Source organism: Nocardiopsis alba DSM 43377 (assembly GCF_000341225.1).
Classification (GTDB): domain Bacteria; phylum Actinomycetota; class Actinomycetes; order Streptosporangiales; family Streptosporangiaceae; genus Nocardiopsis; species Nocardiopsis alba.
Genome location: NZ_ANAC01000005.1, coordinates 13,175 through 37,855, shown reverse-complemented (window position 1 = coordinate 37,855; position 24,681 = coordinate 13,175). Strand labels below are relative to the sequence as shown.

The following is a 24,681-nucleotide window of genomic DNA, read 5'->3' as shown; positions in this document are numbered from 1 at the left end:
TCTTCGAGTCCTTCGGTTCGTGTGGGAGTTGATTCGGTGACGGGTCAGGCCGCGACGGGGGCCGGGTTCTTCCGGGGCCGGCCGCGAGGACGCTTGCGCGCCACCACCTGGCCGGAGACGAGCAGCTGCCCGCCCCAGACGCCCCACGGCTCACGCCGTTCGAGAGCGTCCGTCAGACACTGTTCACGGATGGGGCAGTCACCACAGATCGCCTTCGCGGCCTCGACGTCGGCCGGAGCCTCCGCGAAGAACAGGTCCGGCTCGAGACGGCAAGGGATTTCGACCTCACCCAGCTGGGGCGTTACCAGGACCGACGCAAGCATCGGTGCCCTCCAAGATCTTTGATCGTTCGTACAACGCGGTCGGTGTTCGGTCACCGGAACCGGTCCGGTGAGGGACCTGGACTTGCGATGTCGCCGTCGTTCCGCCGTCCCCGGGGGACGGAGGTACTTCACGGAGATACAAAGAAAGCCGCGGGCCCCTGTGCTGGGGTCCGCGGCCACGGAGTGGAACTTCCGACCTCTAGGCCGGAATCCTCCGTGGACACTCCCCCAGTGCGCCGTACAGGCGCGGGGTTTCGCTCGAGGCGTGGACGTCACCGGTGTGCTCACCGCGATCAAGGGCGAGCTCGGACTCGTCACGCAGCAGAGCCATGACGGCACCGGTTTCGGACACACGGGTCCCCTGCGGCGCGGGCTGGGATCCATTGGCCAGCCTGACGCCGATGACGGACTCGCCACCGAAGGTGCGCATACGGATGCCGGTGAAGGCGCCCTCGAAGGCGCCACCGCTCAGGTCGGTGCCCTCGATCAGGTGAGTCATGGGCGAACGCCAGGTAGCGGCGAAACCGGTGCACTGCTCGTTCTTCGTGCTCATCAGATGGGACACCTCCTTCTACGTCGGGCACGGGGTCTTGCACCCGTACCGAGAGCGGTCATGACGACGCTGTACACATTACGGCCGCCCAAGAAAGACGGCAACCCATTTTTGACCTGCGAAAACGACCGCATCCGGCCAGAAGTTCACGGGAATGCCGAAGGGGCCGCGGGTGTTGCCCGCGGCCCCTTCGGTCGCTCTCTCCGAGATGGGATCCGATCAGGTCCAGCCCTCGGCGTCGACGACCCGGATCAGGCCCTCCTGCACCACCGAGCAGACCAGTCGGCCGTCCCTCGTGTAGACCAGTCCCCGCGCCAGCCCCAGCGCCCCCTGCGCGGTCGGGGACTCCTGCGCGTACAGCAGCCACTCGTCGGCGCGGAAGGGGCGGTGGAACCACATGGCGTGGTCGAGGCTGGCCATGGAGATGCCCGCGAACGAGCGGCCGTGTCTCAACAGGACCGTGTCCAACAGGGACATGTCGGAGGCATAGGTCATCAGGCACACCTGGGTGAGACGGTCGTCGGGAAGCCTCCCGTCGACCTTGAACCACACCGGGTTGGTGGCGGTGCGCAGCTCGGGGTCGCGTTCGGCCTCGAAGGACATCGCGCCCACCGGCCTCGTCTCGATGGGGTGCCAGTGGACGAAGCTCGGCACCTTGCCGAACGCCTCGCGCAACCGGTCCCGGGTGCTGAGCAGCTCCTCGGGCGGAGGAACGTCGGGCATGGGGATCTGGTGGTCCAGGCCCGGCTCCTCCTTGTGGAAGGAGGCGGACAGGGTGAAGATCGGCTTGCCGTGCTGAATGGCCACGACCCTGCGGGTGGTGAAGGAACGCCCGTCACGGACCCGGTCGACCTCGTAGACGATCGGCACCGACGGGTCGCCCGGCCGTATGAAGTAGGCGTGCAGAGAGTGCACGTGGCGCTCGGCGGGCGTCGTCCGTCCCGCCGCCACCAGCGCCTGCCCCGCGACCAGGCCGCCGAAGACCCGCTGAGGTCCGGCCGACGGGCTGCTGCCGCGGAAGATGTCGGCCTCGATCCGTTCCAGGTCGAGCACCTTCAGCAGCTCGGTCAGCGATTGACCCACGCGCCCGTCACCGTCGCGTTCACTCATCCTCTTCCTCTCCGTCACCGGCGACCGTCTCCTCCGGGTCGCGGCCCGCCACGAGCGCGAGCACCGCCTCACCGTAACGATCCAGTTTGACCGACCCGACCCCGGACACGGCGGACAGCCGGGACACGCTCCCCGGCTCCTGCTCGGCGATGGCCTGGAGGGTCGCGTCGGTGAAGATCACGTAGGCGGGCACCTTCTGATCCCGCGCGGTCAGCCGTCGCCATTCGCGCAGGCGTTCCAGCAGCGCCTCGTCGTAGGTGGAGGGGCAGTCCAGGCAGCGACCCAACTTGCGTTCGACGGCGTCGGTGAGCGCGTCGGAGCACACCCGGCAGCGCACGACACCGCCCTTGCGCCGGTCGCGGCGGCCCGGGGTGCTGGGCGAGGCGGGGCGCAGTCCGTCGAGGAAGCGCGAGGGCTTGCGGGACTTGCGTCCACCGGGAGAGCGGGCCAGGGACCAGGACATCACCAGGTGCTCGCGGGCCCGGGTCACCCCGACGTAGAAGAGCCGACGCTCCTCCTCCACCTGGTCGTCGGTCTCGGCGTAGATGATGGGCATCATGCCCTCGGTGAGCCCGACGAGGAACACCGCGTCCCACTCCAGGCCCTTGGCCGCGTGCAGGGAGGCGAGGGTGACCCCCTCGAAACCGGGCGCGTGTTCGGTGGCCATGCGCATGTCGATCTCGTCGACGAGGTGGGCCATGGTGGCCCTGCCCCCTGCGGAGCCGGCCTTGGCGGCGACGTCCTCCGCCAGCTGGGCCAGCGCCGACAGCGACTCCCAGCGTTCCCTCGCCCGACGTCCCTCCGGGGCCTGCTCGACCAGCCCGAGGGGGGCGAGCAGGTGACGCACCGTCCGGACGAGGGGCTCGTCCTCCCCGTCGGCCGCGCCGTGGCGTGCCCCCCGCAGCAGGTGCACGGCCTCGCGGATCTCGGGGCGTTCGAAGAACCGCTCGCTGCCGCGCACGGTGAAGGGAACGCCCTGGTCGCCGAGGGCCTGTTCGTAGGCGGCCGTCTGGGAGTTGGTGCGCATCAGCACCGCGATCTCCCCGGCGGGCACCCCCTCCTCCAACAGGACGCTGATCTTGCGGGCGACACCGGTGGCCTCGGCCGGCTCGTCGTCGTACTCCTGGTAGATCGGGTCCGGACCGTCCGGCCGCTGGGCCCGGAGGGTGAGGTGGTGCGCCGAGGCCGCCCCCTTGGCCTGGGCGATGACGTGGTTGGCCACACGCACCACCTGGGGGGTCGAACGGTAGTCGCGGACCAGCCGCACCAGGGTGGCGTGCGGGTACCGGTCGCCGAAACCGGTCAGATAGTCGGGGGTGGCCCCGGTGAAGGAGTAGATGGTCTGGCTGGGGTCGCCGACCACGCACAGGTCGTCGCGGTCGCCCAGCCAGGCGTCCAGGAGGAGCTTCTGGAGCGGGTTGACGTCCTGGAACTCGTCGACGACGAAGTAGCGGTACTGGTCGCGGACCCTCTGGGCGATCTTGGGGCTCTCGTTGATCATCGCCGCGGTGAGTTCGAGGACCGACTCGAAGTCGATGAGGTGCTCCTCACGGCACAACTCCTCGTAGGCCTCGAAGACCCGCGCGACCTCTCCCTCGGGAAGCGGTGACTGGCGACCGGCCTTGGCCACGGCCTTGTCGTAGTCACTGGGCCGTACCTGGGTGACCTTCGACCACTCGATCTCCCCGGCGAGGTCGCGCAGACCGGTCCGGTCCGGCTGCTGGCCCACCGAGTGGGCGGCGCGGGCCACGGCCTGGACCTTGCTCTTGATCAGGTTCGGTTTGGCCCCGCCGACGGCCTCCCCCCAGAAGAAGCCGAGCTGGCGCAGGGCCGCGGAGTGGAAGGTGCGGGCCTGCACCTTGGGGGCGCCGAGCGAGCGGAGACGGCCGCGCATCTCGCCCGCGGCCCGGGCGGTGAAGGTGACCGCGAGGACCTGCTGTTCGGAGACGACTCCACCGGCCACGGCGTGCGCGATCCGGTGGGTGATCGCCCGGGTCTTGCCCGTGCCGGCACCCGCCAGGATGCACACGGGGCCACGAAGCGCTCGTGCCGCCTGGGTCTGTTCGGGGTCCAGTCCCTCCAGGACGCGGTCGGGGTCCATGCTGCTCCTGCGTATGGTCGGACGGGTGGGTCTGGACGGTCAGTCTCTCAAGTATCGGCGGTCACAGGGAGCGAACGGTCCCGCGCGGCACCCCGGGAGACGGAACGATCCGTGTCGCACATTCCCCAGAACCAGTCGCCCTTGTGAGGCGTCCCACGTTGTGTCGAACGGCCATGGGAAGCGGTGACGGCCCCGCGGTGTTGGAACCGAGGGACCGATCCCGCAAGCCATGACAGTCGACACGGAAAAGACGTGAGCGAGATGACGAGTACGGGCACCGAGCAGTTCACGATGTACACCACCCCCTGGTGCGGCTACTGCAAGCGGCTCAAGAGCCAGCTCTCCCGAGAGGGCATCACCGGCCGCGAGGTGAACATCGAGGAGAACCCGGAGGCCGCGGATTTCGTGATGAAGGTCAACGGAGGGAACCAGACGGTCCCCACCGTGGTCTTCAGCGACGAAACGGCCATGACCAACCCGTCCCTCGCTCAGGTGAAGAAGAAGCTGGCCGAGCTGTCCTAGGACGGATCGCGCGGACCGCCCGGGGCGGTCCGCGCGGCGGGCGCCCTCCCTCAGGGCGGACCACCTCTGGTCTCCGAAGAACGACTCGGCCGACACCGACGGACCCGAAACGACGGGGAGTGTTGAGTTGGGGGACGACGTGAGGCCTCATGACATAGCGGTCACCGACACGGTGGACGCCGAAGTGGTACGGCGCACCCCGAACGGGTGGCGTGTGGGCGACGGGCACGACGACCGCGAAGCCCCGGACCTGATCAGCGCCATGGTGCTGGCCGACCTCCTCACCTCCGAGGCGGGCGGGGCCCGGCCTCGTGCCCAGGCCCCCGGACGCGCCCCCGAGGGCGCCTCGGAGGTGGAACGCCTGAAGCACACCATCACCCAGTTGGAGCACGCGCTGCACTCGCGCGTCATCGTGGAGCAGGCGATCGGCGTCCTGTCCGAGCGGCACACGATGCCGCCTCGGGAGGCGTTCGAACGACTGCGCTCCTCGGCGCGTTCCCGCGGGCGCAAGGTCGCCGACCTGGCCGGGGACGTGGTGGACAGCAGCACCAGCCCGCTGACCGTCCTGCCGGACGAGCTCACCACGGGACAGGGCTGACCGGATCTCCGGCAGGCCATGACCCGGGGCGAAGCCGCCACGGTGGGGCCGCGGTCCGTCCGTGACGGGGGGTCGGACGGCCCGCGGCCCCGTCGTGTCCGGCTCAGGGGCCGTCGATCAACTCGCCGCCGTACCAGCCCTCGATGAGGGTGCGGGCGATGGAGACCCGTCCGGGCAGGACGATCTCCCCGGCCGCGGTGGCCTCGGCCAGGGCCTCCCGGGTGAACCAGCGGGTCTCGGCGATCTCGTCGTCCGTGGGGCTGGTCCGCCCCACCGCCCGGGCGGTGTAGCCCACCATGAGACTGCGCGGGAAGGGCCAGGGCTGAGAGGACACGTAGACCGGTTCCTCGACGATCACCCCGGTCTCCTCCGCGACCTCGCGCGCCACCGCCTGTTCCAGTGACTCCCCCGCGTCCACGAACCCTGCCAGCACGGAGAAGCGGCGCGCGTCCCAGTGCGGATTGTTGCCGAGCAGGGCCTCCTCGCGCCCCTCGTGTTCACGGTGCACCAGCATGATCACCGCCGGATCCGTGCGCGGGAACTGTTCGGTCCCCTCCTCCTCACAGATCCGGACGTGTCCCGACCGTTCCATCCGTGTGCGCGCGCCGCACATGGGGCAGAAGCCGTGGGCGGCATTCCAGTTGGCCAGGGCCAACGCCCGGGTGAACAGCCCGGTGTCGCGGTCGTCGAGGACCGCGCCGACGTCGCGCAGGGAGGCGGGCTCGGCCCCGGTGACCGCTCTCACCTCCTCGTGGGAGCGCACCGCGAAGTAGGCGTGGTCGCCGTCGTGGCCCAACAGGTACCGCTCGCCCTTCGGAGCGCGGTCGGGCGAGGTGAGGACCAGCCTCGGGTTCGGACCCGTGGTGACCAGGGCCCGTGTCTGTCGCGCTCTGAGCGCTCCGGGGCCGTAGCCTCCCGGTTCACCGCCCTCCAGGACCAGAACGCGCGTGTGCGGGTCGTTCCAGGCCTTGGCCGACCATTCCTCATCGCCTCGCAGATGCCCGGCGGGATCGACCGCGTTCCGGGAAAGAGCGGGTACCGCTTCGGAGTCCATGGGTCCTTCCGGCGTTCGTACTCGACATGACAGGTGTAACGCTTTCGAGGACCCCGCGCACTCCCCTTCCGCGGAACCGGGGGGAGTGCGCGGTTCACGCACGGTTCGTCGTGGTCGTACGCGGGGTCGGGCCCGGTCAGGCGTCCCGGGCCGTGCCCAGTTCCTCCCAGAGGTGGGCGGCGCTCTCGGCGCCCTTCAGCAGCAGCGGCATCTCGACCTTCTCGTTGGGCGCGTGGATGCGGTCCTCGTTGAGGCCCACCGCCACGAACACCAGGGGCGCGTCGAGGATGTCGGCGATGTCGGCCTCGGGGCCGCTGCCGCCCTCGCGGGTGAACAGGATCTCCTTGCCGAACGCCCGTCCCATGGCGGAGCGGGCCGCCTTGAGCGCGGTGGAGGACAGGTCGGAGGCGCAGGCGCGCACGCCCGGGCCGCCGAACTCCAGCTCGGCGCGGATCCCCTCGGGGAGGGCGGCCTCCACGTACTCGCGGACACGGGCCTGGATCTCCAGCGGCTCCTGGCCGGGGACCAGTCGGAAGCTGATCTTGGCGTGCGCGGAACGGGGGACGATGGTCTTGCCGCCGGCCCCGGTGTGGCCGCCCCACATGCCGTTGATCTCGGCGGTGGGGCGCAGCCAGACCCGCTCCAGGGTGCTGTAGCCCTTCTCCCCCCACGCGGCGGTGGAGCCGGCGGTGGCCAGCCACTCCCGCTCGTCGAAGGGCAGGCGGGAGATGAGCTCGCGCTCCTCGGCGCCGGCCTCGACGACACCGTCGTAGAAGCCGGGGATCGCGATCCGCCGGTCGGCGTCGTGCATTCCGGAGAGCAGGTCGCTCATGATCTTGAGCGGGTTGGGAACCGCGCCGCCGAAGGAACCGCTGTGCAGGTCCCTCTCGGGGCCGTACAGGGCGATCTCGACGTCGGTGACGCCGCGCATGCCCACGCACATGGACGGGGTGTCGGCCGCCCACATCGTGGTGTCGGAGATGACCGCGACGTCGCAGGCCAGACGCTCACGGTTGGCCTTCATGAGCTCGGCGAAGTGCACCGAGCCGGACTCCTCCTCGCCCTCGATCAGCATCTTGATCGTGACCGGAGGGGCGTCGGCGCCGGAGACGGCCAGGGCGGCGCTCACTCCCAATGCGTGGAAGAGGACCTGTCCCTTGTCGTCGGAGGCGCCGCGCGCGTAGAGGGAGGTGCCCTTCTCCGTGGGGGTGAAGGGGTCGGTCTCCCACTCCTCGACCGGGTCGACCGGCTGGACGTCGTGGTGGCCGTAGACGAGCACGGTGGGCGCGGACGGGTCGGCGGCGGGCCACTCGGCGAACACGGCGGGCAGTCCGGGCGTCTCCCAGATCTCGACCGTGGGGAAACCGGTTCCGGTCAGGTGGTCGGCGAGCCACCGGGCCGAACGACGCACGTCCTCATGGCGCTCGGGGTCGGCGGAGATCGAAGGGATCGCCAGCCACTCGCGCAGCGCGGTGAAGAATTCGCCCTTGTGGTCCTCGATATAGGCGCGTGCGTCCATCTGCCCTCACTCTTCTCGACATTCTCGTCCGCATCGACCTTAGGACCTGGACGAACCGGACGGTGACGCCCCTCCGTCGAGAAGGGGCGTCGAACGTCGATCCGGGTCAGCCGTCGGTGGCCTCGCGCCAGGCGTCGAGGTACTCGGACAGGTTGGCCTCGATGTCCTTCCAGTCGGGCTCGAAGATCTCGACGCCCTCCATGAGTTCGGCCAGGGCCTCGGCGTCCTCCCCGGTGGGCTCCACGTCGACGCGGGCCGGGAAACCGCCCGCGGCGGAGGAGACCTGCTCCAGGGACCCCTCGGAGAGCAGGAAGTCGATGAGGACCCGTCCGTTCTCGTCGTTGGGCGCCCCGGTGAGCAGGCCCGCCGTGTAGGGCAGGGCGAAGGTCGTGGGGGCGCCGCCCTCCTCGGCGGGGAACCAGATCCCGAGGTTGGGCATGGAACGGGCCTGGGCGTAGTTCATCTGGACGTCCCCGTTGGCGACGAGCAGCTCGCCCTTGTCGACCTTGGGCCCCAGGGCACCGGTGGAGGAGGAGGGGCCGACGTTGTTCTCCTGGAGCTCGCCGAGGTAGTCCATGGCGGGGTCGAGGCCGCCGAACCGGTGCATGGCCTGGATGAGGACCGCGGTGCCGTCTCCGGCGACACCGGGCGTGGAGTACTGGAGCCGCCCTTCGAAGCGCGGGTCGAGCAGGTCCTCCCAGGTCGCCGGTGGCTCGTCCAGCTCCTCGGTGTTGTAGATGAAGGCGAAGTAGTTGTCGACCACCGTGGTCCACTTGCCGTCGGGGTCGCGGGTCTCCACCTGGTCGGCGCCCTCGGGTTCGTACTCCTGGAGAAGGCCGAGTCCGTCGGCCTGCTGGATGAAGGGCGGCAGGGTCACGATCACGTCGGCCTGGGGGTTGGCGCTCTCCCGATCGGCGCGTTGGACCATCTCTCCGGACCCCCCTTCCACGTAACGGACCTCGATACCGGTCTCGGCCTCGAACTCCTCGAAGACCAGGTCGAACCAGCCGGTGCCGGCCTCGTCTCGCAGGCCGTCGGCGGAGTAGACGGTGACGACGTCGGTGTCGGCGGTGGCCCCGCAGCCGGTCATGGCGAGGGCCGCGGTCAGGGCGATGGGGGCGAGGGCGCGGACGCGCATGGTGTGTCCTCCGGGTGGGTCAGCGATGGCCGGCGCGGGTGCGCACCAGGGAGAGGGCGAACATGACGAGCAGGGTCGTGGCCATGAGGACCACGGCGAAGGCGGAACCGGTGAAGAGCGCGCCGCGGTCGGTGGCGGCGAAGATCCGGACCGGCAGCGGGGTCCAGTCGGGCGGGTAGAGCATCATCGTGGCGCTGAGCTCCCCCATGGACAGGGCGAAGCAGAGTCCGGTGGCGGCGCCGAGCGAGGGCAGCAGCAGGGGCAGGCGGACCAGGAACAGGGTGCGGGCCGGGCGCGCGCCCAGGGAGGCCGCGACCTGTCCGTACACCGGGTCGAGGCGGGTCAGGGCCGCCGACACCGACTGGTAGGCGAAGGCGGTGACCAGGACGGTGTGGGCGAGGAAGACGATCGTGTGGGTGCCGTTGAGCAGGACCGGCGGTCGGCTGAAGGCCACCAGCAGCGCCAGCCCCACCACGACGGTGGGCACCGCGACCGGGAGCATGAACAGGGCGTCCATGATCCGGCGGCCCTTGGGCCCCATCGACGCGGCGGAGAGCGCCGCCCAGGTACCGATGACCAGGGCGCAGACACTGGCGACCAGAGCGGTGACCACGCTGACGCGCAGGGCCTCCAGGGTCTGGGGGCCGAACGCCACCGCGTAGTTGTCGAGGGTGGGCCCCGAGGGCAGGGCGCCGCTCCATCCGGTGCTGAACGAGGCCGCCACGATGACGCCCAGCGGCAGCGCGAACAACGGCAGGAACAGGAGCGCGAAGAGCGCCTGGATCGCCCTGCGGGTGAGCCGGTCATGGACGAGCACGACGACCTCCGTCGGTGGGGGCTCCCAGTCGTGAGGTGAGGGAGCGGTAGAGCAGGTAGAGGCCGATGGAGAGCGTCGCGTTGATGGTGGCGACCACGCAGGCGGTGGTGTAGTCGGCCTCCAGGATCGCCGAACTGTAGACGAGCATGGGCAGGGTGACGACGTCCTTGGCCCCGGTGAAGAGGACGATCGCGAACTCGTTGAGGCACAGCACCAGGACCAGGGCCCCACCGGCGACGAGGGCGGGGAGGGCCTCGGGAAGGATCACCGAGCGCACGACGCGGGCGGGGCGCGCGCCCAGGGAGGAGGCGGCCTCCAGTTGGGCGGTGTCGATCTGCGCGAAGGCCGCCAGGAGCGGGCGCAGCACGAACGGGGTGAAGAAGGTGACCTCGGCCAGGATCACGCCCCACGGGGTGGACAGGAAGGTGAAGGGGCCCGAGTCGGCCCCGGTCAGGTCGGTCCACATCCCGTTGGCCATGCCGACGGTGCCGTAGACGAACAGCAGCGCCAGGGTGATGAGGAAGGACGGGAACGACAGGTAGGTGTCGATGAACCGACCGGCCGACCCGCTGCCCGGGAAGGGCACGAACGCGATGATCAGGGCCAGGACGAGTCCGAGGACCAGACATCCGACGGTGGAGCCGACCGCGATCAGGACCGTGGTGGTCAGCGCGGTGCGGAACCTCGTCGAGGACAGGACGTCGACGTAGGGCCTCGTGGAGAACCCTCCGTCCGGCCCGGTGAACGACTCGGAGATCACCGAGCCCAGCGGATACAGCACCGCCAGGGCCAACAGGACCACGGGCGGGATCGCCCAGACCCAGGCCGGTACGGTGATCCCCGATCGGACCGGGGCGGGTTCGGACGGAGACCCGGTCGCGGCGGTGGAGGCGGTCCGGGGCGGGGCGAGGGCGCTCACGGTTCCTCACCCACCGGGATCAGGACCGCGTCATCGCGGTCGAAGCCGAGCTCGACGGCGCCGCCGGGCCCGGGAGGTGTCCGGTGCCCGGCCAGTTCGACGGTGACGGACCGGCCGTCGACGTCGACGGTGAGGTGGTGCACCGAGCCGCGCCAGCTCAGATCGGTGACCGTGCCCCGAAGGGTGTGTTCGGCCGGTCCCAGGACGATCCGGTGCGGACGCAGGCACACCTGGAGTCCGGCCCCGTCGGCGGTGCCCGCGGGCAGGTCCTCCGGGGAGACCGGCAGTTCCAGACCGCAGACGCGCACCCGGTCCCCCTCCAGCCGGGCCGGCAGCAGGTTCGCGCTGCCGACGAACCCGGCGGTGAAGGCGGTGCGCGGACGGTCGTAGAGCGCGCGGGGCGTGTCGTACTCGCGGAGCCGGGCCCGGTCCAGGACCGCGACCCGGTCGGCGAGGGTGAGGGCCTCGCCCTGGTCGTGGGTGACGTGCAGGACCGTGAGGTCGGGCAGCTCCCGGTGCAGACGGGCGAGTTCGTCGGTCATCTCGGCCCGCAGCCGGGCGTCCAGGGCGGAGAGGGGTTCGTCCAACAGCAGGACCTTGGGGCGGATGGCCAGGGCCCGGGAGATGGCGACCCGCTGTTGTTGACCGCCCGAGAGCTCGCGCGGGTAGCGGCGGGCGTAGGAGCCCATCCCGGTCATCTCCAGCGCCTCGGTCACCCTGGACGCCACCTCGTTCCGAGGGACCCCCTGCGCGCGCAGACCGAAGGCCACGTTCCGTTCCACCCTCATGTGGGGGAAGAGCGCGTAGCTCTGGACCACCATGCCGACGCCCCGGTCGTAGGGAGGCAGGTCGGTGACGTCCCTGCCTCCCAGGTGCACCCGCCCCGAGTCGGGGCGCACGAAGCCGGCGACGGTGCGCAGCGCCGTGGTCTTACCGGATCCGGAGGGACCGAGCAGGGCGGTGAACTCTCCGGGTTCGACGGTCAGGTCCAGGGAGTCGAGGACGGTGGTGCCGCCGTAGGAGACGCTCACCCCGTCGAGACGGATCCCCACCGGTCAGCCCTCCCGAGCCGCGAGCAGATCGGGCAGTTCGGCCACGGAGTCGAGCACGTGCCCGGCCCCGGCCAGGCGCAGGGTGGCGGTGTCGTGCGCCCCGGTCCGGACCCCGGCGACCACGGAGGCCCCGGCGTTGCGGCCGGCGCGCATGTCCGAGTCGGTGTCCCCGGCCACGGCGACGGCGGCCATGGAGGAGACCCGGGAGCGCAGGGCCGCGGTGAGGATCATGTCGGGGTGGGGGCGGCCGCGCCCGTCGACGTCGGAGGGGCACAGGGCGAGGTCGACGAGGTCGTTCCAGCCCAGGGCGGCGAGGATCCGGTCCTGGGTGTCCCTGGCGAAGCCGGTGGTCAGGGCGATCCCGCGGCCCTGGTCCCGGAGCCGGCGGAGGGCGTCCTCGGCTCCGGGCAGAGGCGCGCAGTGGCCCTCGTCGACCAGGCGGGCGTAGGCGGCCTCGAAGGCGGCGTTGGCCGCGTGGGCCCGCTCCTCGTCTCCGCCGGTGAGGTGGCGGAAGACGGTGATCTTGGACTCGCCCATGGTGGCGCGTACGTAGGCGAGCTGTTCGTCGGTGGCGTCGGGCAGCGCGGCTCCGAAGGCGCGTTCGACCAGGCCGTCGTCGGCGACGGTGGTCCCGGCCATGTCCAGGACCACCAGTTCGATCCGGGAGGGTCGAGGGTCGAGGAGCGCTCCGGTGCGGGTTCCGTGGTCGTTCATGGTCACCATCCCAGTTCGTCGGCGGTGGTCTCGGCGATGGCGGGGGAACAGGTCATGCCGCGTCCGCCGGGGCCGGTGACCAGCCAGGCGGAGTCGGCGACGGGGGCGCGGTGCACCACCGCGTCGGGGTCGAGGCACTGGGCGTAGACGCCGGCCCAGCGTCGGCGGATCGGGGGCAGGGGACGACCGAGGAGCCGTTCGACCACCCCGGTGAGGTGTTCGTAGGGGTCCTCGACGGTGTCGAAGGAGAAGGGGTGTTCGTACTCGTGGGTGTCGCCGATGGTCAGGGAGCCGTCGGCGCGCTGGACCATCAACAGCTGCATGGCGTGGTCCCGGGCGGTGGGCGGCTGGGGCTGCTCGGCTCCGAGGGCGTCCAGCGCCGGTCCCCGGTAGGCCGGGTAGTAGCGGAAGCTGTCGGCGTCCGCGACCGAGGTGGTGAGGGTCTCGCCCAAGGGCGCGGTCTGCATCATCTGGAGGCGGACCCGGCGCACGGGCGGATCGGGGACGAGTTCGCGGACCAGCCCGCCCAGCCAGGCGCCGGTGCAGAGCACGACCTGGTCGCCGTGGTGAAGGTCGCCGTGGTCGTCGCGGACGGTGCCGGGCGCCGGGAGGTCGCGGACCTCGCGTCCGGTCAGCAGGGTGTAGCGGTCGCTGCGGGCGAGCTCGGCCTGGAGTACGGCCTGGGCCACGCGGGGCTCGACCTGGGCGTCGCGTCGGCACCACAGGGCGCCGAGGAGGTCGCCGCGCAGGGCGGGGTTGACCTCGCGAACGCGGTCCGGCGCCAGAAGGCTCAGTTCGCGCAGATGCGCGTCGGGGCCCTCGACCGCGGCCTCGGCCACGGCGAGCTCGTGTTCGGTGGTCAGCGCGGTGAGCGACCCGGAGGGGCGGAAGCCCAGACCGGGAAGCCGTTCGCCGATCTCCTCCCACAGCTCGCGGGCGCGCAGCGCGGTCTGGAGTTCGGGGCCGGAGGAACGGCCGCTGACCCAGACCAGACCGAAGTTGCGGACCGAGGCGCCTCGCGCGGCGGCCTCCCGTTCGATGTGGACGACCTCGTGCCCTCGGGAGAGGGCCTGCCAGGCGTGCATGGTGCCGAGAACGCCGGCACCGACGATGATCACTCGCATGCCCCGAGGTTCTCGGGCGCGGGTGGAGCGCTCGATGACCGCCGGGGACATCCGGGTGAACCGCCTTCGAACTCTGGACCAGACACGTTATCTTTCCGTTATCGAACGGTCCGGGTCGTGTCCCCGAGATCAGCCGGAGGTTCCGTCGGCACCGGTCAGACGGGTGGTGAAGCTGAACCGGTCGCCCCGGTAGAGGGAGCGCACCCGTTCCAGGGGACGGCCCCGGGCGTCCCGGGAGAGTCGGTGGATGAGCAGCATCGGCAGGGCCGGAGGCGTGCCGATGAGCAGCGCCTCGCGCGGGGTCGCCAGGACCGTCTCCAACCGCTCGTCGGCGTCGGCGAACGCCGTGCCCACCCGTTCGTCCAGGTAGGCGTAGAAGCTGGAGTCGGGGTCGAAGTCGACGTCCAGCCGGGGTACGCGTTCCACCGCGATGTAGGTGGACTCCAGACCGACCCGCTCGTCGTCGGCCCACAGCACCCGCTCCATGTGCCAGATCGGCTCCCCCTCGACCAGGCCCAGTTCCTCGGCCAAGGGTCCCGGGCAGGGCCAGCTGCGCAGGTCGACCAGGGTCCTCCCCGGGTCGAGGCCCTGCCTGCGCACGCCTTCGGTGTAGCTGGCCAGGGACAGGGGCTGTTCGAGTTTGGGTCCGGCGACGACGGTGCCGCGTCCTCGACGGCGCAACCGTCCCTCCAGGAGCAGGTCGCGCAGCGCCTGTCGTACCGTCTCCCGCGCCGCGCCGAAGCGCTCGGTCATCTCCCGTTCGGTGGGCAGCGCCTCCCCCTCGCCCAACCCGTCCACCAGCTCGGTGAGGAGTATGCGCACCGCGTAGTACTTGGGCACGCGACCGTGTTCGGGCACCCCGGCACGTACCGGGGCCCCGCCGTCCTGAGGGATACCTGTCACCGACATGCGGGGCATTCTCCCCCAGCCCGGTGAACGTCCGGGTGAACGGAGAGGGACCGACCGGCCGCCCCGGCCGCGTTCTCGCCCCGACCTTGGTGCGTTCGAGGGATTCGCGAAAGGTCGCTCGGGAAACTCCGGCCTCAGGAACATCGACGTGAGGAGACGAACACATGGCCATCACCGGTGTCGAAAGGAACGACGAGAACCTCACCTTGACGGTGGTCGCGGACTATCCGGCCCCCGTCGAGGAGGTCTGGCGGCTGTGGGCCGACCCGCGTCGTCTGGAGCGCTGGTGGGGCCCGCCGACCTACCCCGCGACCGTGGAGGAGCACGACCTGAGCCCGGGCGGCTCCGTCACCTATCTGATGACCGGCCCCGGAGGGGACCGACATCGCGGCTGGTGGAGGGTGGTCTCGGTAACGGAACCGACCTCCCTGGAGTTCGTCGACGGGTTCGCGGACGAGGACGGGACCCCGTCCGAGACCCTGACCAACACCACCCACGTGGAGCTCCTCGAACACGACGGCGGCACCCGGATGGTGCTCCGTTCGACCTTCGTCTCCCGCGAGGACATGCGCAGGCTCATGGAGATGGGCATGGAGGAGGGACTGCGGGAGGCCATCGGCCAGATCGACGCGCTTCTCATCGAGTGAGAGGCGATCCTCCCGTTCGGGCCCCGAGGGAACCTTTCCGGTGGTAGGAGACTCAGAGGGACCGGGGGCGGGACAGGCCCGTCCCCCAAGGAGTCCGGGAGGAAACCCCATGGCCATCACCCCCTCTGAGGCGATCGACGCCAGGTTCGGTCACCTGTTCGACGTTCTCGACACCGACGACGACAAGGTCGCCACCTGGGACGACTACCGCCGGCTCGTGGAACGCTACATCTCCGGCTACAGGCTGGATCCGGAGGAGCGCAAGGCCCGGGCCCTCGACTCCTCCTACCAGGCGCTCTGGCAGGAGCTGCTGCGACGTTCGGACGAGACGGGGGTTCGTCTGGAGCGCGAGCGGTTCGTGGCGGCCATGCGCGCGGTGTCGGAGGACCGCAGCCGGCACAACGCGGTCGAAGGCGTGGCCGAGGCCGTCTTCGACCTGCTGGACGAGGACGGGGACGACCGGATCTCCCTGGAGGAGTTCCTGACCTACGCGGACGTCCTCGGCGCTCGTGAGGAGGACGCGCGGAACCGGTTCGCGCACGTGGACACCGACGGCGACGAGCACATCAGCCGGGAGGAGTTCGTGCTCTCGGCCCGTCAGTACCTCTTCGGCGAGGACATCGAATCCCCGGGCGGTTTCGTGTTCGGCGTGGTCTGAGACCTCGGGGCGGCGGGGAGTGGTCTCCCCGCCGCCGCTCACTCCGGTTCGGGCAGGGCGGTGAAGAGGGCCGCCAGCCCCTCCGCGTCGAGCAGGTCGACGGGACGGACGGTCTCGTCGGCCCGGACGTAGTGGAAGGCCGCGCGGACCTCCTCCGGCCGCACCCCGACCAGGTCGGCCCAGGCCAGCCGGTAGGCGGCCAACTGCACCCCCACCGCGTGGCGTTCGGCCCGGTTGCCCGGTGGGCGTCCCGTCTTCCAGTCGACCACGTCGTAGGTGCCGGTCTCCGGGTCGTGGAAGACCGCGTCCATGCGCCCTCGGACGAGACGGTCGCCGATGACCGTCTCGAAGGGCACCTCCACCTCCAGCGGCACACGCGAACCCCACTCGCTCGCTTCGAACATGCGCTGGAGTTCGGCCAGGTCCTCGTCCTCGCCGGCGGTCTCGTCGGCGGCTCCGGGAAGCTCGTCGAGCAGGGTGGCGTTCTGCCCGAAACGCCCCTCCAACCAGGTGTGGAAGGCCGTCCCCCGCCGGGTGTGCGGGGCGGGCGGTCGCGGGAGCGGTCGCCGGATCTGTCGGGCCAGCGCCGAGGGGTCGCGGGCCAGCCAGACCATCGAGGAGACCGACAGGTGGTCGGGCAGTTCCACCTGGACGGGCCCCTCCCCCGGCCCCGAGGCGGCGCGGTCGCGGTGGGCGAGCAGCAGTTCGGTGTCGCGCTCCCAGCCCCTGAGCCTGCGACGCAGCACCTCGGGGGCGTTCTCGGGAAGGACCCGATCTCCCTCCCTGATCCTCCGACGCGCGCGTTCGACCAGTTCGGCGCCGACCAGGACCCTGGCACGACGCTCCTCGGCGGGGTTCCGAGCCCCTGAGGCGGGGGCGACCTCGACGGTCGACCCCTCCGCCTCGACCGGGGGCTCCGGCGGCCACACGGCCGTGGTCTCCTCGTCGGCGTGCGGGTTGGTCTCCTCCGGATCGGGCGGGGGCGCCCAGGTCACCACCGGTCCGGCGCCCCGCTCACAGGCCTCGCGGATCTCCTCCAGGAACACCGAGGGGCCGCGCGGCGTACTGCCGGTGCGCCCCCACCAGTGGCCGGTGCACACCAGGGCGTAGGAGGCCCGGGTGACCGCGACGTAGGCGAGCCGCCGCTCCTCCATCAGGTGGCGGGCCTCCTCGGCCTCCTTGAATCCGGCGATGTCGTCCTTCTCCACCCCTCGCAGGACGGGCAGGCTCGCCCGGTCCCCGCGCAACGGGTAGGGCAGCATGTGGTCGGCCTTGAGCCAGGCCAGGGGGTCGCGCGCCTTGGCGGGGAACAGCGGGGAACGCCGGCCACCGCTGACGCCGGGGACGAACACGACCGGCCACTCCAGGCCCTTGGCCCCGTGCATGGTCATGAGCTTGACGCTGTCGGAGCCGCCGACGCGTTCGCCGGGGCTGAGCGCGCTCTCGTTCTCCTCCGCGGCGTTGAGGTAGCCGAGGAAACCGCCGAGGGTGGGGTCCTCCGAGTTGCCGACGAAGCGGACCGCGTGGTCGACGAAGGCGTCCAGGTCGGCGCGGGCCGACAGCGGATCCCGGTTGGTGCGGGAGCCCACCTCGATGTCCAGGCCGAGCGTGCGCTCGACCTCGGTGATCAGGTCGGGCAGGGGCTGGCCGACGAGCCTGCGCAGAGAGCGCAGCTCCTCGGCCAGGCGGCCCAGTCTCTCGTAGGCGACCTCGGAGTAGTTCTCGGCCGGCCCCGGGTCGTCGACGGCGTCGACGAGGCTGCCGCTCTCGGCGGTCAGGTCCAGCACGGTACGACGCAGCAGGTCGTCGGTGTCCTCACCGCCGTCCTCGGAGGCGGCTCCGGTCAGGTCCCTGCGGGTGTGCCGGGCCAGTTCGGTCGCGCGGGCGCCCAGGGCCGCCAGGTCGCGCGGGCCCATCCGCCATCGGGGCCCGGTGAGCAGACGCGCCAGTTCGTTGCCGGCCGAGGCGTCGTGGACCACCCGCAGGGTCGCGATGATGTCGCGGACCTCGGGCACCATCATGAGGCCGCCCAGACCGACGACCTCCACGGGGATGTCCCTCGCCTCCAGGGCCTCCCGCAGGGGCGGGAACTGTGAGCGTTTACGGCACAGGACGGCGATGTCGCCCGGACCGATCGCGCCGTCGGAGGCGCCACCGAGCTCTCCGTCGGGCCAGACCCGCCCGTCCGGTGCGAAGACCGGGCCGCCGGGATCGTCGGCCGTGGCCCTGACCAGCCGGTGGACCTGGTCGGCGATCCACTCGGCCTCCTCCGTCTCGGTGGAGAACAGGGCGGCCATGGCGGTACCCCGATCACGTCGGGCGGGGCCCGGGTGCAGGACCGGAACGTCCACGGCCTCGGCCCTCAGCTCCTCGGAGACGCGCTCGGCGACGTCGAGGACGCGGGCGCCGTTGCGGAAACTGACCGACAGACGCCGCACCGGGGCCGGGTTCCCCGGAGAGACCGGGAAGTCGGTGGGGAAGCCGGTGAGGTTGGCGGCGATCGCCCCGCGCCATCCGTAGATGGACTGGCAGGGGTCGCCGACGGCCGTGACCGGATGCCCCTCGCCGAACAGCGCGCGCAACAGTACGAGCTGGGAGTGGCTGGTGTCCTGGTACTCGTCCAAGAGCACCACGCGGTAGCGGCCGCGTTCCAGCAGCCCCACCTCGGGATGGTTGAGGGCGATACGGGCGGCCAGGGCCATCTGGTCGCCGAAGTCCATCGCCTCACGGGCCCGTTTGGCCCGGTCGTACAGGTCGACCAGCGGCAGGAGTTCCTCGCGTCGGCGCTGGGTCGAGACCAGTTCGCGGGTGGGCGCCGTGGGCTTGCGGCGCATGGCGTCCACCTGGGACTGGATCCAGCGCCCCACCCCGCGCACCCGGTCGGTGGTGGTCAGGTGGTCGGAGATCTGCCCGGACAGGTCCAGAACCCTCCGCGTGACGGTGTCGGCGCCGACGTCGACGTGGTCCATGGGACCGTCGTACTCGCCGACGATACGAGCGGCGAGCTGCCAGGCCTGCCCCTCGCTGAGCAGTCGCGAGGTGGGCTCGACCGCCTCGCGCAGGGCGTGATCGGCCACGATCCGCCCCGCGTAGGCGTTGTAGGTGGAGATCGTGGGCTCCCCGTCGAGTTCCTCCTCGGGGAACTGCTCGGTGGAGCGCAGCTGCTCCAGGCGTTTGCGCACGCGTTCGGCCAGCTCGGCCGTGGCCTTGCGGGTGAAGGTCAGACCGAGAACCTGTTCGGGCCGCACCAGACCGTTGGCGACCAGCCAGACCACACGTGAGGCCATGGTCTCGCTCTTGCCGGAGCCGGCGCCGGCGATCACCACACCGGGTTCCAGGGGGGCCGAGATGACCTGGGCCTGCTCGATGGTGGGCTCGGGACGCTTGAGCAGGCGGGCGAGTTCGGCGGGGCTGAAACGGGGGCGGGGGCCGGGGGTCTCGGGGGTGGGGGCGGGGTTGGGTTCAGACATGTCTGCCCTCGTCCTGGACCGGACAACAGGCGCGTACGGCGCACGCGTTGCATCCGATGTTGCGGGTGGCGGCGAAGCGGGAGCCCCCCATGCCGGTGGCGACCTCGTGCACGAGGGTCTTCGCCCAGCCGGGATCGGGGTCCTCGCCCAAGGGGGGCTGGACCTGTTCACGCGCCTTCTTGCTGAACGCGGCGGCACCGACCTGGACCAGCGCGGCACCGCCGGGCTCGAACAGGCCGAGCTTGGCGAAGGCGCCCTGGAGCACGGCCATCTGATAGACGCCGAGCTGGGGGTGGCGGGCCAGGTCGTCGGCCTTGGAACCGCCGGTCTTGATGTCGACGACCACGGCACGGCCTTCGGAGTCGCGTTCGAGACGGTCGACGCGGCCGGTGATCTCGATACCGCCGACGTCCACCTTGAACCCCTCCTCGGTGACGACCAGTTCACGGTCGTTGAGGGCGTCCCAGGTGACGAGCTTCCGGATCATCTCGTCGGCGCGGTCGCGCTGTTTGTCGGACTGCCAGGGGCCGCCGAAGTCGAGGTCGGACCAGATCTCGTCCATGCGCTCGCCGACCTCCTCGGCGTCGCCGCCCTGGGCGACCAGGACCGCGACGGCGTGCACGATGGTGCCCAGGGCCGAGGCGGAGTCCCCGGAGGAGGCCCCGGCGGCGCGTTCGAGCAACCAGCGGAACTGGCAGTTGGTGAAACTCTCCACCTGGGAGGGCGAGACCCGGATGGTGTCCTCCGGGTCGGCGAGGGGACGATCGTCGCTGAACGGGGTGAGGGCGTACCACTCGGAGGGGTCTGCGCCCCGCACCCCCTCCTCCGCCAGTCGGGCCAGGTGGGCGGCGGAGGCCTCGCGCAGAGGGCCCGGCGCGTCGGGGTCGGTGACCACCGAACGCAGGTCGGCGACCAGGGCGGGCAGCGACAGCCAGCGCCGTCCCGTGCCGACCGGCTCCGGGTCGCCCAGTCCCATCTCGTTGAGGAAGCGGGAGGGACGTTCGTCGGACTCCTCCCCTCCCACACAGGTGACGTAGAGGGTGCGCCGGGCGCGTGTGAGCGCCACGTAGAACAGACGGCGCTCCTCGGCGAGGAGTTTGGAGGCCAGGGCGGCGCCGCGCGAGTCGGCGTGGAGCCCCTGGGAGTCGACCAGCTCCTCGACCCCGAGCAGGGAGCCGCGCAACCGCAGGTCGGGCCAGTCGCCCTCCTGGGCTCCGGCCACCACGACCAGACCCCACTCCAGTCCCTTGGAGCGGTGGGCGGTGAGGATGCGCACCGACTCTCCGTCGGGGGCGCGTTCGGCGAGGCTGTCCCCGGGGATCTCCTGCGCGGCCAGATCCTCCAGGAAGCCGTCGGGGGTCCCCGGCGGCAGCCGGTCGCAGTAGCGGGCGGCGCTCTCGAACAGGGCGACGACGGCGTCCAGGTCACGGTCGGCCGCGGCGCCGCGGCGCCCTCCGGCCAGGCTCGCGCGCAGCAGGCGGTCGGCCAGCCCACTGGCGCGCCACAGTTCCCACAGGACCTGTTCGGCGTCGGAGCCGCCGGCGGCGAGCGCGCCGACCGTGCGCAGGGCCTCGGCCACGCGGACGGCCGGGGCGGCGATGACGGGGTCGATCAGGGTGAGCCGGCCGGGGTCGCGCAGGGCGTCCACCAGAAGTCGGGTGGAGGGGCGGTGTTCGGCCTCCTCCGTCTCCCCGTTCTCCCTCGCCTCCCGGACCCGGTCCAGATCCAGCCTGCGCAGGGCGCGGGTCAGCCGGCGCAGACGAACGGTGTCGGCCTCACCGAAGGGGCTCGTCAGGAGTTCGCGGGCCGCGTCGTCGTCCAGTTCCTCCGGACGCAGGCCGTAGCGGATGAGGGCGAGCATGGGGCGGACGATGGGCTCGGCCGCCACGGGCAGGTCGTCGGCGCCCACGGCCACCGGGACCGAGGCCGCGGTGAGCGCTCGGCGCAGCACGGGCAACTGCCGGCTGGAGGAGCGCACCAGGATCGCCATGTCCGACCACGGGACCCCGTCGATCAGGTGGGCGCGGCGCAGGAGGTCGGCGATGACCGCGGCCTCCTGGGTGGGGCTGTCGGCCATCAGCAGACGCACCTCGCCGTCGGGGATCCCCTCGGCGGGTGTCAGGTCGCGGTGGGCGTTGACCCGCCCGCGAGCGGAGGCCACGGCGGGCAGTCGACGGGTGATCGCGCGCGAGGCCGCCAACAGGGCGGCGCCGCTGCGGCGGCAGGTGCGCAACGCCACCACCGGGGCGTTCTCCCGCCGGAGCGTGGGGAAGCGTTCGGGGAACTCCAGGATGTTGTGGACCTCGGCGCCGCGGAAGGCGTAGATGGACTGGTCGGGGTCTCCCACCGCGATCAGATCACGGCCGTCCCCGGCCAGGGCGCGCAGGAGCTCCTCCTGGGCGGGGTCGGTGTCCTGGTACTCGTCGACGAACACCACCTCGTGGGCGGCCCGTTCGCGGTCCTGCACCTCGGGGTCCGAGAGCAGACCGGCCGCGATCCGCACCAGCTCCGCGTAGTCGAGGGTGGGCACGGGGGCGACGTCGAAGCGACCGTTCATCCGGTCCAGGAAACCGGCGGCGGCGACCCAGTCGTCACGATCGCGTTCGGCCCCCATGGCGGCGAGTTCGGCGGGGCCCAGTCCGCGCTCCTGGGCGCGCATCATGAAGTCGCGCAGCTCCTCGGCGAAGCCGCGCGTCTCCAAGGCGGGTTGGAGCCGTTCGGGCCAGTCCCGGGCGCCGTCGGCCAGCTCCCAGGAGAGGAGCTCACGGATCTCCATCAACTGTTCGGGGCCGGAGAGCAGCCGGGGCGGCAGGTCGCCCATCCGCTGGAACTCGCGTCGGATGAGCGCGTAGGCGTAGCTGTGGAAGGTGAGGGCCAGGGGTTCGCGGGTGGTACGACGCAGCCGTCCGGTGATGCGCTCGCGCAGTTCCTGGGCGGCCTTGCGACTGAAGGTGAGCACCAGGATCCGGGAGGGGTCCACCCCACGGTTGTCGATGCGGTCGACGACGGCCTCGACGATGGTGGTGGTCTTGCCGGTCCCCGGCCCGGCGAGGACCAGGAGCGGCCCTCCGGGATGCTCGACCACGAGCCGCTGGTTCTCGTCCAGCACCGGTGGCGGCTGCACCCGGTGGGCACGCCGCACGAGACGGTACGGGGATGTGTTCACCTCACCAGTTCACCAGAGTCGGACGACCATCCCGAACGACCCCGGCCGGGTCGCCTACCTCGTCAGGCCCCGGAACCGCCGTCCCATCGGGCTCGTGTCATATCGACCCGATCGCTCTGAGAACGCATCGGCGTGCCCTCCGCCGCGTAGTGGGAGCGGGCCCGCACCTCGTGTCCGGAGGCCGGCCGACCGTCCGAGCGCACCACGCGCCACCACGGCACTCCTCCGCCCCAGCGGGACATGACCGAACCCACCTGGCGCGGGCCGCCCCGGCCCACGTACTCGGCGATGTCGCCGTAGCTCATCACACGGCCCGGCGGGATGGCCTCCACCACCGCCAGGACCTCCTCGGTGTACTCGTCGGGCACGTCGTCCGTCATGGGGCCGAGCCTAGCCACCCCCGACGACAGGCGTGCCCGGGTTCCCCGCTCCGCCGGAGCCCATGACGAAGGGGCCGCCCTGGAAGGGGACGGCCCCGCTCGCGTCGCGGCGCGGGTCAGGGCGTTCTCGTGGTCACCCCGGCGTCGTGGTGGTTGTTCCAGGCCAACTCCGGGTGTCGCTTGTGGGTCTTGGCCGCCATGACCACACCGAACACGCCCAAGGCGATCAGGAGGCCGCCGCCCACCCACGCGGTGATCGCGGCCGCGAGGATGTGGGTGAAGCCGAGCAGCCACGGCAGGACGAACAGCACCACCCCCGCCGCCAGGACGCCGAGCTCGCTCGCGATCGCGGCGGGGCGGGTCAGCGACAGCACCGCGGCGAAAATGGTCCCCAGCCCCAAGAGGAAGAACATCCCGCCGGAGAACCCGTACATTCCATGCCAGATCCAGCTCAGGCCCACGGCGAAGCCGAGGACGATCGCCGCCCAGTCCGCCCGGCGTCCCTTGTCACGCATCACTCCACCTCCCACGACGAGGGCGCGCGCCGGTCGGCGCGGCCACCCATGTGAGGTTTGTACCCACTTGCGTAGTTTTCAGGGACGCGGGTCCGTGAACGCGTCCGGGCGGCACGGGAGACCCGTACCGCCCGGAGGGAGCGTGACCTAGTAGGAGGGCAGGCTCGGGTCGACCTGGTTGACCCAGGCCAGCACACCGCCGCCGACGTGCACGGCGTCGGCGAAACCGGCCGCCTTCACCGCGGCCAGCGCCTCGGCCGAGCGGACGCCCGACTTGCAGTGCAGGACGACGCGCTTGTCCTGGGGCAGGCGCTCGAAGGCCTTGCCGTTGAGGAACTCGCCCTTGGGGATCAACGTCGCGCCCGGGATGCTGACGATCTCGTACTCGTTCTTCTCGCGCACGTCCACGAGGAAGATCTCGTCGGGCTTGTTGTCCAGGAGGTCCTTGAGCTCCGGCGCGGTGATCGTGGAGTCCGCGGCGGCCTCGGTGGCCTCCTCGGACACGGCGCCGCAGAAGGCCTCGTAGTCGATGAGCTCGGTGACCGGCTCGGTCTCCGGGTCCTTGCGGACCTTGACCTCGCGCCAGGTCATCTCCAGGGCGTCGAAGATGAGCAGACGGCCCACCAGCGGGTCACCGATACCGGTGATCAGCTTGATGGCCTCGTTGACCATCACCGAGCCGATGGAGGCGCACAGGACGCCCAGGACACCGCCCTCGGCGCAGGAGGGGACCATTCCGGGCGGCGGCGGCTCCGGGTAGAGGTCGCGGTACTGGGGCCCGTACTCGTTCCAGAAGACGCTGACCTGACCGTCGAAGCGGTAGATCGAACCCCACACGTAGGGCTTGTTCAGGATGACGCAGGCGTCGTTGACCAGGTACCGGGTGGCGAAGTTGTCGGTGCCGTCCAGGATCAGGTCGTAGTCGGCGAAGATCTCCAACGCGTTGTCCGACTCCAGACGATCCTGGTGCAGGACGACCTCGACGTTGGGGTTCACCTCCTTGATGCTGTCCCGGGCGGACTCGGCCTTGGGCCGGCCGACATCGCTCTGGCCATGGATGACCTGGCGCTGGAGGTTGGACTCGTCGACGACGTCGAAGTCGATGATGCCGAGCGTGCCCACGCCCGCGGCCGCGAGGTAGAGCAGGGCCGGGGATCCCAGGCCACCCGCCCCGACGACCAGCACCTTCGCGTTCTTCAGTCGCTTCTGGCCGTCCATCCCCACGTCCGGGATGATCAGGTGACGCGAGTAACGACGCACCTCGTCCACGGTCAGCTCGGCGGCCGGTTCGACCAGCGGCGGCAGCGACACGGTGACTCCTCATGTCTGTTCGGGTCGCCTCGCATCCACACCCGTACCGAGGGGAGCCCGCGGAGGGCGGGGCGGCGCGCG

At 71.2% G+C, this 24,681-nt stretch carries 22 protein-coding genes; 4 read left to right on the top strand and 18 right to left on the bottom strand.

Annotated features, from left to right (window positions below; genetic code table 11):
• Positions 1-44: 44 nt before the first annotated feature.
• The 4 genes from D451_RS0103845 to D451_RS0103830 all read right to left on the bottom strand — a co-directional run bounded on the left by D451_RS0103845 (position 45) and on the right by D451_RS0103830 (position 4,087).
• A complete protein-coding gene (locus D451_RS0103845) occupies positions 45-323 on the bottom strand; it encodes a WhiB family transcriptional regulator (protein ID WP_014909219.1) in 279 nt (92 codons plus the stop codon).
• Between the two features lie 199 nt (positions 324-522).
• Positions 523-876: a hypothetical protein gene (locus D451_RS0103840; protein WP_036567764.1), complete on the bottom strand. Its 354-nt coding sequence runs from the start codon at positions 874-876 to the stop codon at positions 523-525.
• A 219-nt stretch (positions 877-1,095) separates the two neighbouring features.
• Positions 1,096-1,986 carry an acyl-CoA thioesterase gene (locus tag D451_RS0103835; RefSeq protein WP_017533485.1) on the bottom strand — a complete coding sequence of 297 codons (891 nt, stop codon included), beginning with the start codon at positions 1,984-1,986 and terminating at the stop codon, positions 1,096-1,098.
• Positions 1,979-4,087, bottom strand: coding sequence for an ATP-dependent DNA helicase UvrD2 (locus tag D451_RS0103830; protein ID WP_017533484.1), 2,109 nt, complete (start codon positions 4,085-4,087; stop codon positions 1,979-1,981). The genes D451_RS0103835 and D451_RS0103830 overlap by 8 nt, the downstream gene beginning before the upstream one ends.
• A gap of 261 nt (positions 4,088-4,348) precedes the next feature.
• On the opposite strand from D451_RS0103830, the gene D451_RS0103825 reads away from it, so the two are divergent.
• Both D451_RS0103825 and D451_RS0103820 read left to right on the top strand, forming a co-directional pair.
• A complete protein-coding gene (locus D451_RS0103825; RefSeq protein ID WP_026124808.1) occupies positions 4,349-4,609 on the top strand; it encodes a mycoredoxin in 261 nt (86 codons plus the stop codon).
• Positions 4,610-4,781: 172 nt separating this feature from the next.
• Positions 4,782-5,207, top strand: a complete 426-nt coding sequence (locus tag D451_RS0103820; RefSeq protein WP_017533482.1) for an ANTAR domain-containing protein — start codon at positions 4,782-4,784, stop codon at positions 5,205-5,207.
• A 103-nt stretch (positions 5,208-5,310) separates the two neighbouring features.
• Here D451_RS0103820 and nudC read toward each other — a convergent pair whose 3' ends face one another.
• From nudC to D451_RS0103775, 9 genes are all read right to left on the bottom strand, one after another.
• On the bottom strand, positions 5,311-6,261 hold the full coding sequence (gene nudC, locus D451_RS0103815) for an NAD(+) diphosphatase (protein WP_017533481.1): 951 nt from the start codon (positions 6,259-6,261) through the stop codon (positions 5,311-5,313).
• 136 nt (positions 6,262-6,397) lie between these two features.
• Positions 6,398-7,780, bottom strand: a complete 1,383-nt coding sequence (locus D451_RS0103810; protein WP_017533480.1) for a dipeptidase — start codon at positions 7,778-7,780, stop codon at positions 6,398-6,400.
• Positions 7,781-7,886: 106 nt separating this feature from the next.
• A complete protein-coding gene (locus D451_RS0103805; protein WP_017533479.1) occupies positions 7,887-8,918 on the bottom strand; it encodes a 2-aminoethylphosphonate ABC transporter substrate-binding protein in 1,032 nt (343 codons plus the stop codon).
• A 19-nt stretch (positions 8,919-8,937) separates the two neighbouring features.
• Complete coding sequence (locus tag D451_RS0103800; protein WP_017533478.1) at positions 8,938-9,735, bottom strand: ABC transporter permease; 798 nt, start codon at positions 9,733-9,735, stop codon at positions 8,938-8,940.
• Complete coding sequence (locus D451_RS0103795) at positions 9,722-10,654, bottom strand: 2-aminoethylphosphonate ABC transporter permease subunit (protein WP_017533477.1); 933 nt, start codon at positions 10,652-10,654, stop codon at positions 9,722-9,724. The genes D451_RS0103800 and D451_RS0103795 overlap by 14 nt, the downstream gene beginning before the upstream one ends.
• On the bottom strand, positions 10,651-11,706 hold the full coding sequence (locus tag D451_RS0103790; RefSeq protein WP_017533476.1) for an ABC transporter ATP-binding protein: 1,056 nt from the start codon (positions 11,704-11,706) through the stop codon (positions 10,651-10,653). Before D451_RS0103790 ends, D451_RS0103795 begins: the two co-directional genes overlap by 4 nt.
• 3 nt (positions 11,707-11,709) lie before the next feature.
• On the bottom strand, positions 11,710-12,420 hold the full coding sequence (locus D451_RS0103785; protein ID WP_042283234.1) for a phosphonatase-like hydrolase: 711 nt from the start codon (positions 12,418-12,420) through the stop codon (positions 11,710-11,712).
• A 2-nt stretch (positions 12,421-12,422) separates the two neighbouring features.
• The gene (locus D451_RS0103780) at positions 12,423-13,538 is read right to left on the bottom strand and encodes a TIGR03364 family FAD-dependent oxidoreductase (RefSeq protein WP_036567759.1); all 1,116 of its coding nucleotides are present in this window, start codon (positions 13,536-13,538) and stop codon (positions 12,423-12,425) included.
• 135 nt (positions 13,539-13,673) lie between these two features.
• Entirely contained in the window at positions 13,674-14,462 is a 789-nt protein-coding gene (locus tag D451_RS0103775; protein ID WP_026124805.1) for a GntR family transcriptional regulator, read from the bottom strand.
• 155 nt (positions 14,463-14,617) lie between these two features.
• Between D451_RS0103775 and D451_RS0103770 the strand changes: the two genes are divergently transcribed.
• A complete protein-coding gene (locus D451_RS0103770; protein WP_017533472.1) occupies positions 14,618-15,100 on the top strand; it encodes an SRPBCC family protein in 483 nt (160 codons plus the stop codon).
• A 109-nt stretch (positions 15,101-15,209) separates the two neighbouring features.
• A complete protein-coding gene (locus tag D451_RS0103765) occupies positions 15,210-15,758 on the top strand; it encodes an EF-hand domain-containing protein (RefSeq protein ID WP_017533471.1) in 549 nt (182 codons plus the stop codon).
• 38 nt (positions 15,759-15,796) lie between these two features.
• On the opposite strand, the gene D451_RS0103760 is transcribed toward D451_RS0103765, so the two are convergent.
• The 5 genes from D451_RS0103760 to moeZ all read right to left on the bottom strand — a co-directional run bounded on the left by D451_RS0103760 (position 15,797) and on the right by moeZ (position 24,600).
• Positions 15,797-19,228, bottom strand: a complete 3,432-nt coding sequence (locus D451_RS0103760; protein WP_017533470.1) for an ATP-dependent helicase — start codon at positions 19,226-19,228, stop codon at positions 15,797-15,799.
• On the bottom strand, positions 19,221-22,370 hold the full coding sequence (locus D451_RS0103755) for an ATP-dependent helicase (protein WP_026124804.1): 3,150 nt from the start codon (positions 22,368-22,370) through the stop codon (positions 19,221-19,223). Before D451_RS0103755 ends, D451_RS0103760 begins: the two co-directional genes overlap by 8 nt.
• Positions 22,371-22,456: 86 nt before the next feature.
• The gene (locus D451_RS0103750; RefSeq protein WP_014908891.1) at positions 22,457-22,774 is read right to left on the bottom strand and encodes an MGMT family protein; all 318 of its coding nucleotides are present in this window, start codon (positions 22,772-22,774) and stop codon (positions 22,457-22,459) included.
• Between the two features lie 116 nt (positions 22,775-22,890).
• Complete coding sequence (locus tag D451_RS0103745) at positions 22,891-23,289, bottom strand: hypothetical protein (protein ID WP_017533468.1); 399 nt, start codon at positions 23,287-23,289, stop codon at positions 22,891-22,893.
• A gap of 147 nt (positions 23,290-23,436) precedes the next feature.
• Positions 23,437-24,600: an adenylyltransferase/sulfurtransferase MoeZ gene (gene moeZ / locus D451_RS0103740; RefSeq protein WP_014909009.1), complete on the bottom strand. Its 1,164-nt coding sequence runs from the start codon at positions 24,598-24,600 to the stop codon at positions 23,437-23,439.
• Positions 24,601-24,681 lie beyond the last annotated feature (81 nt).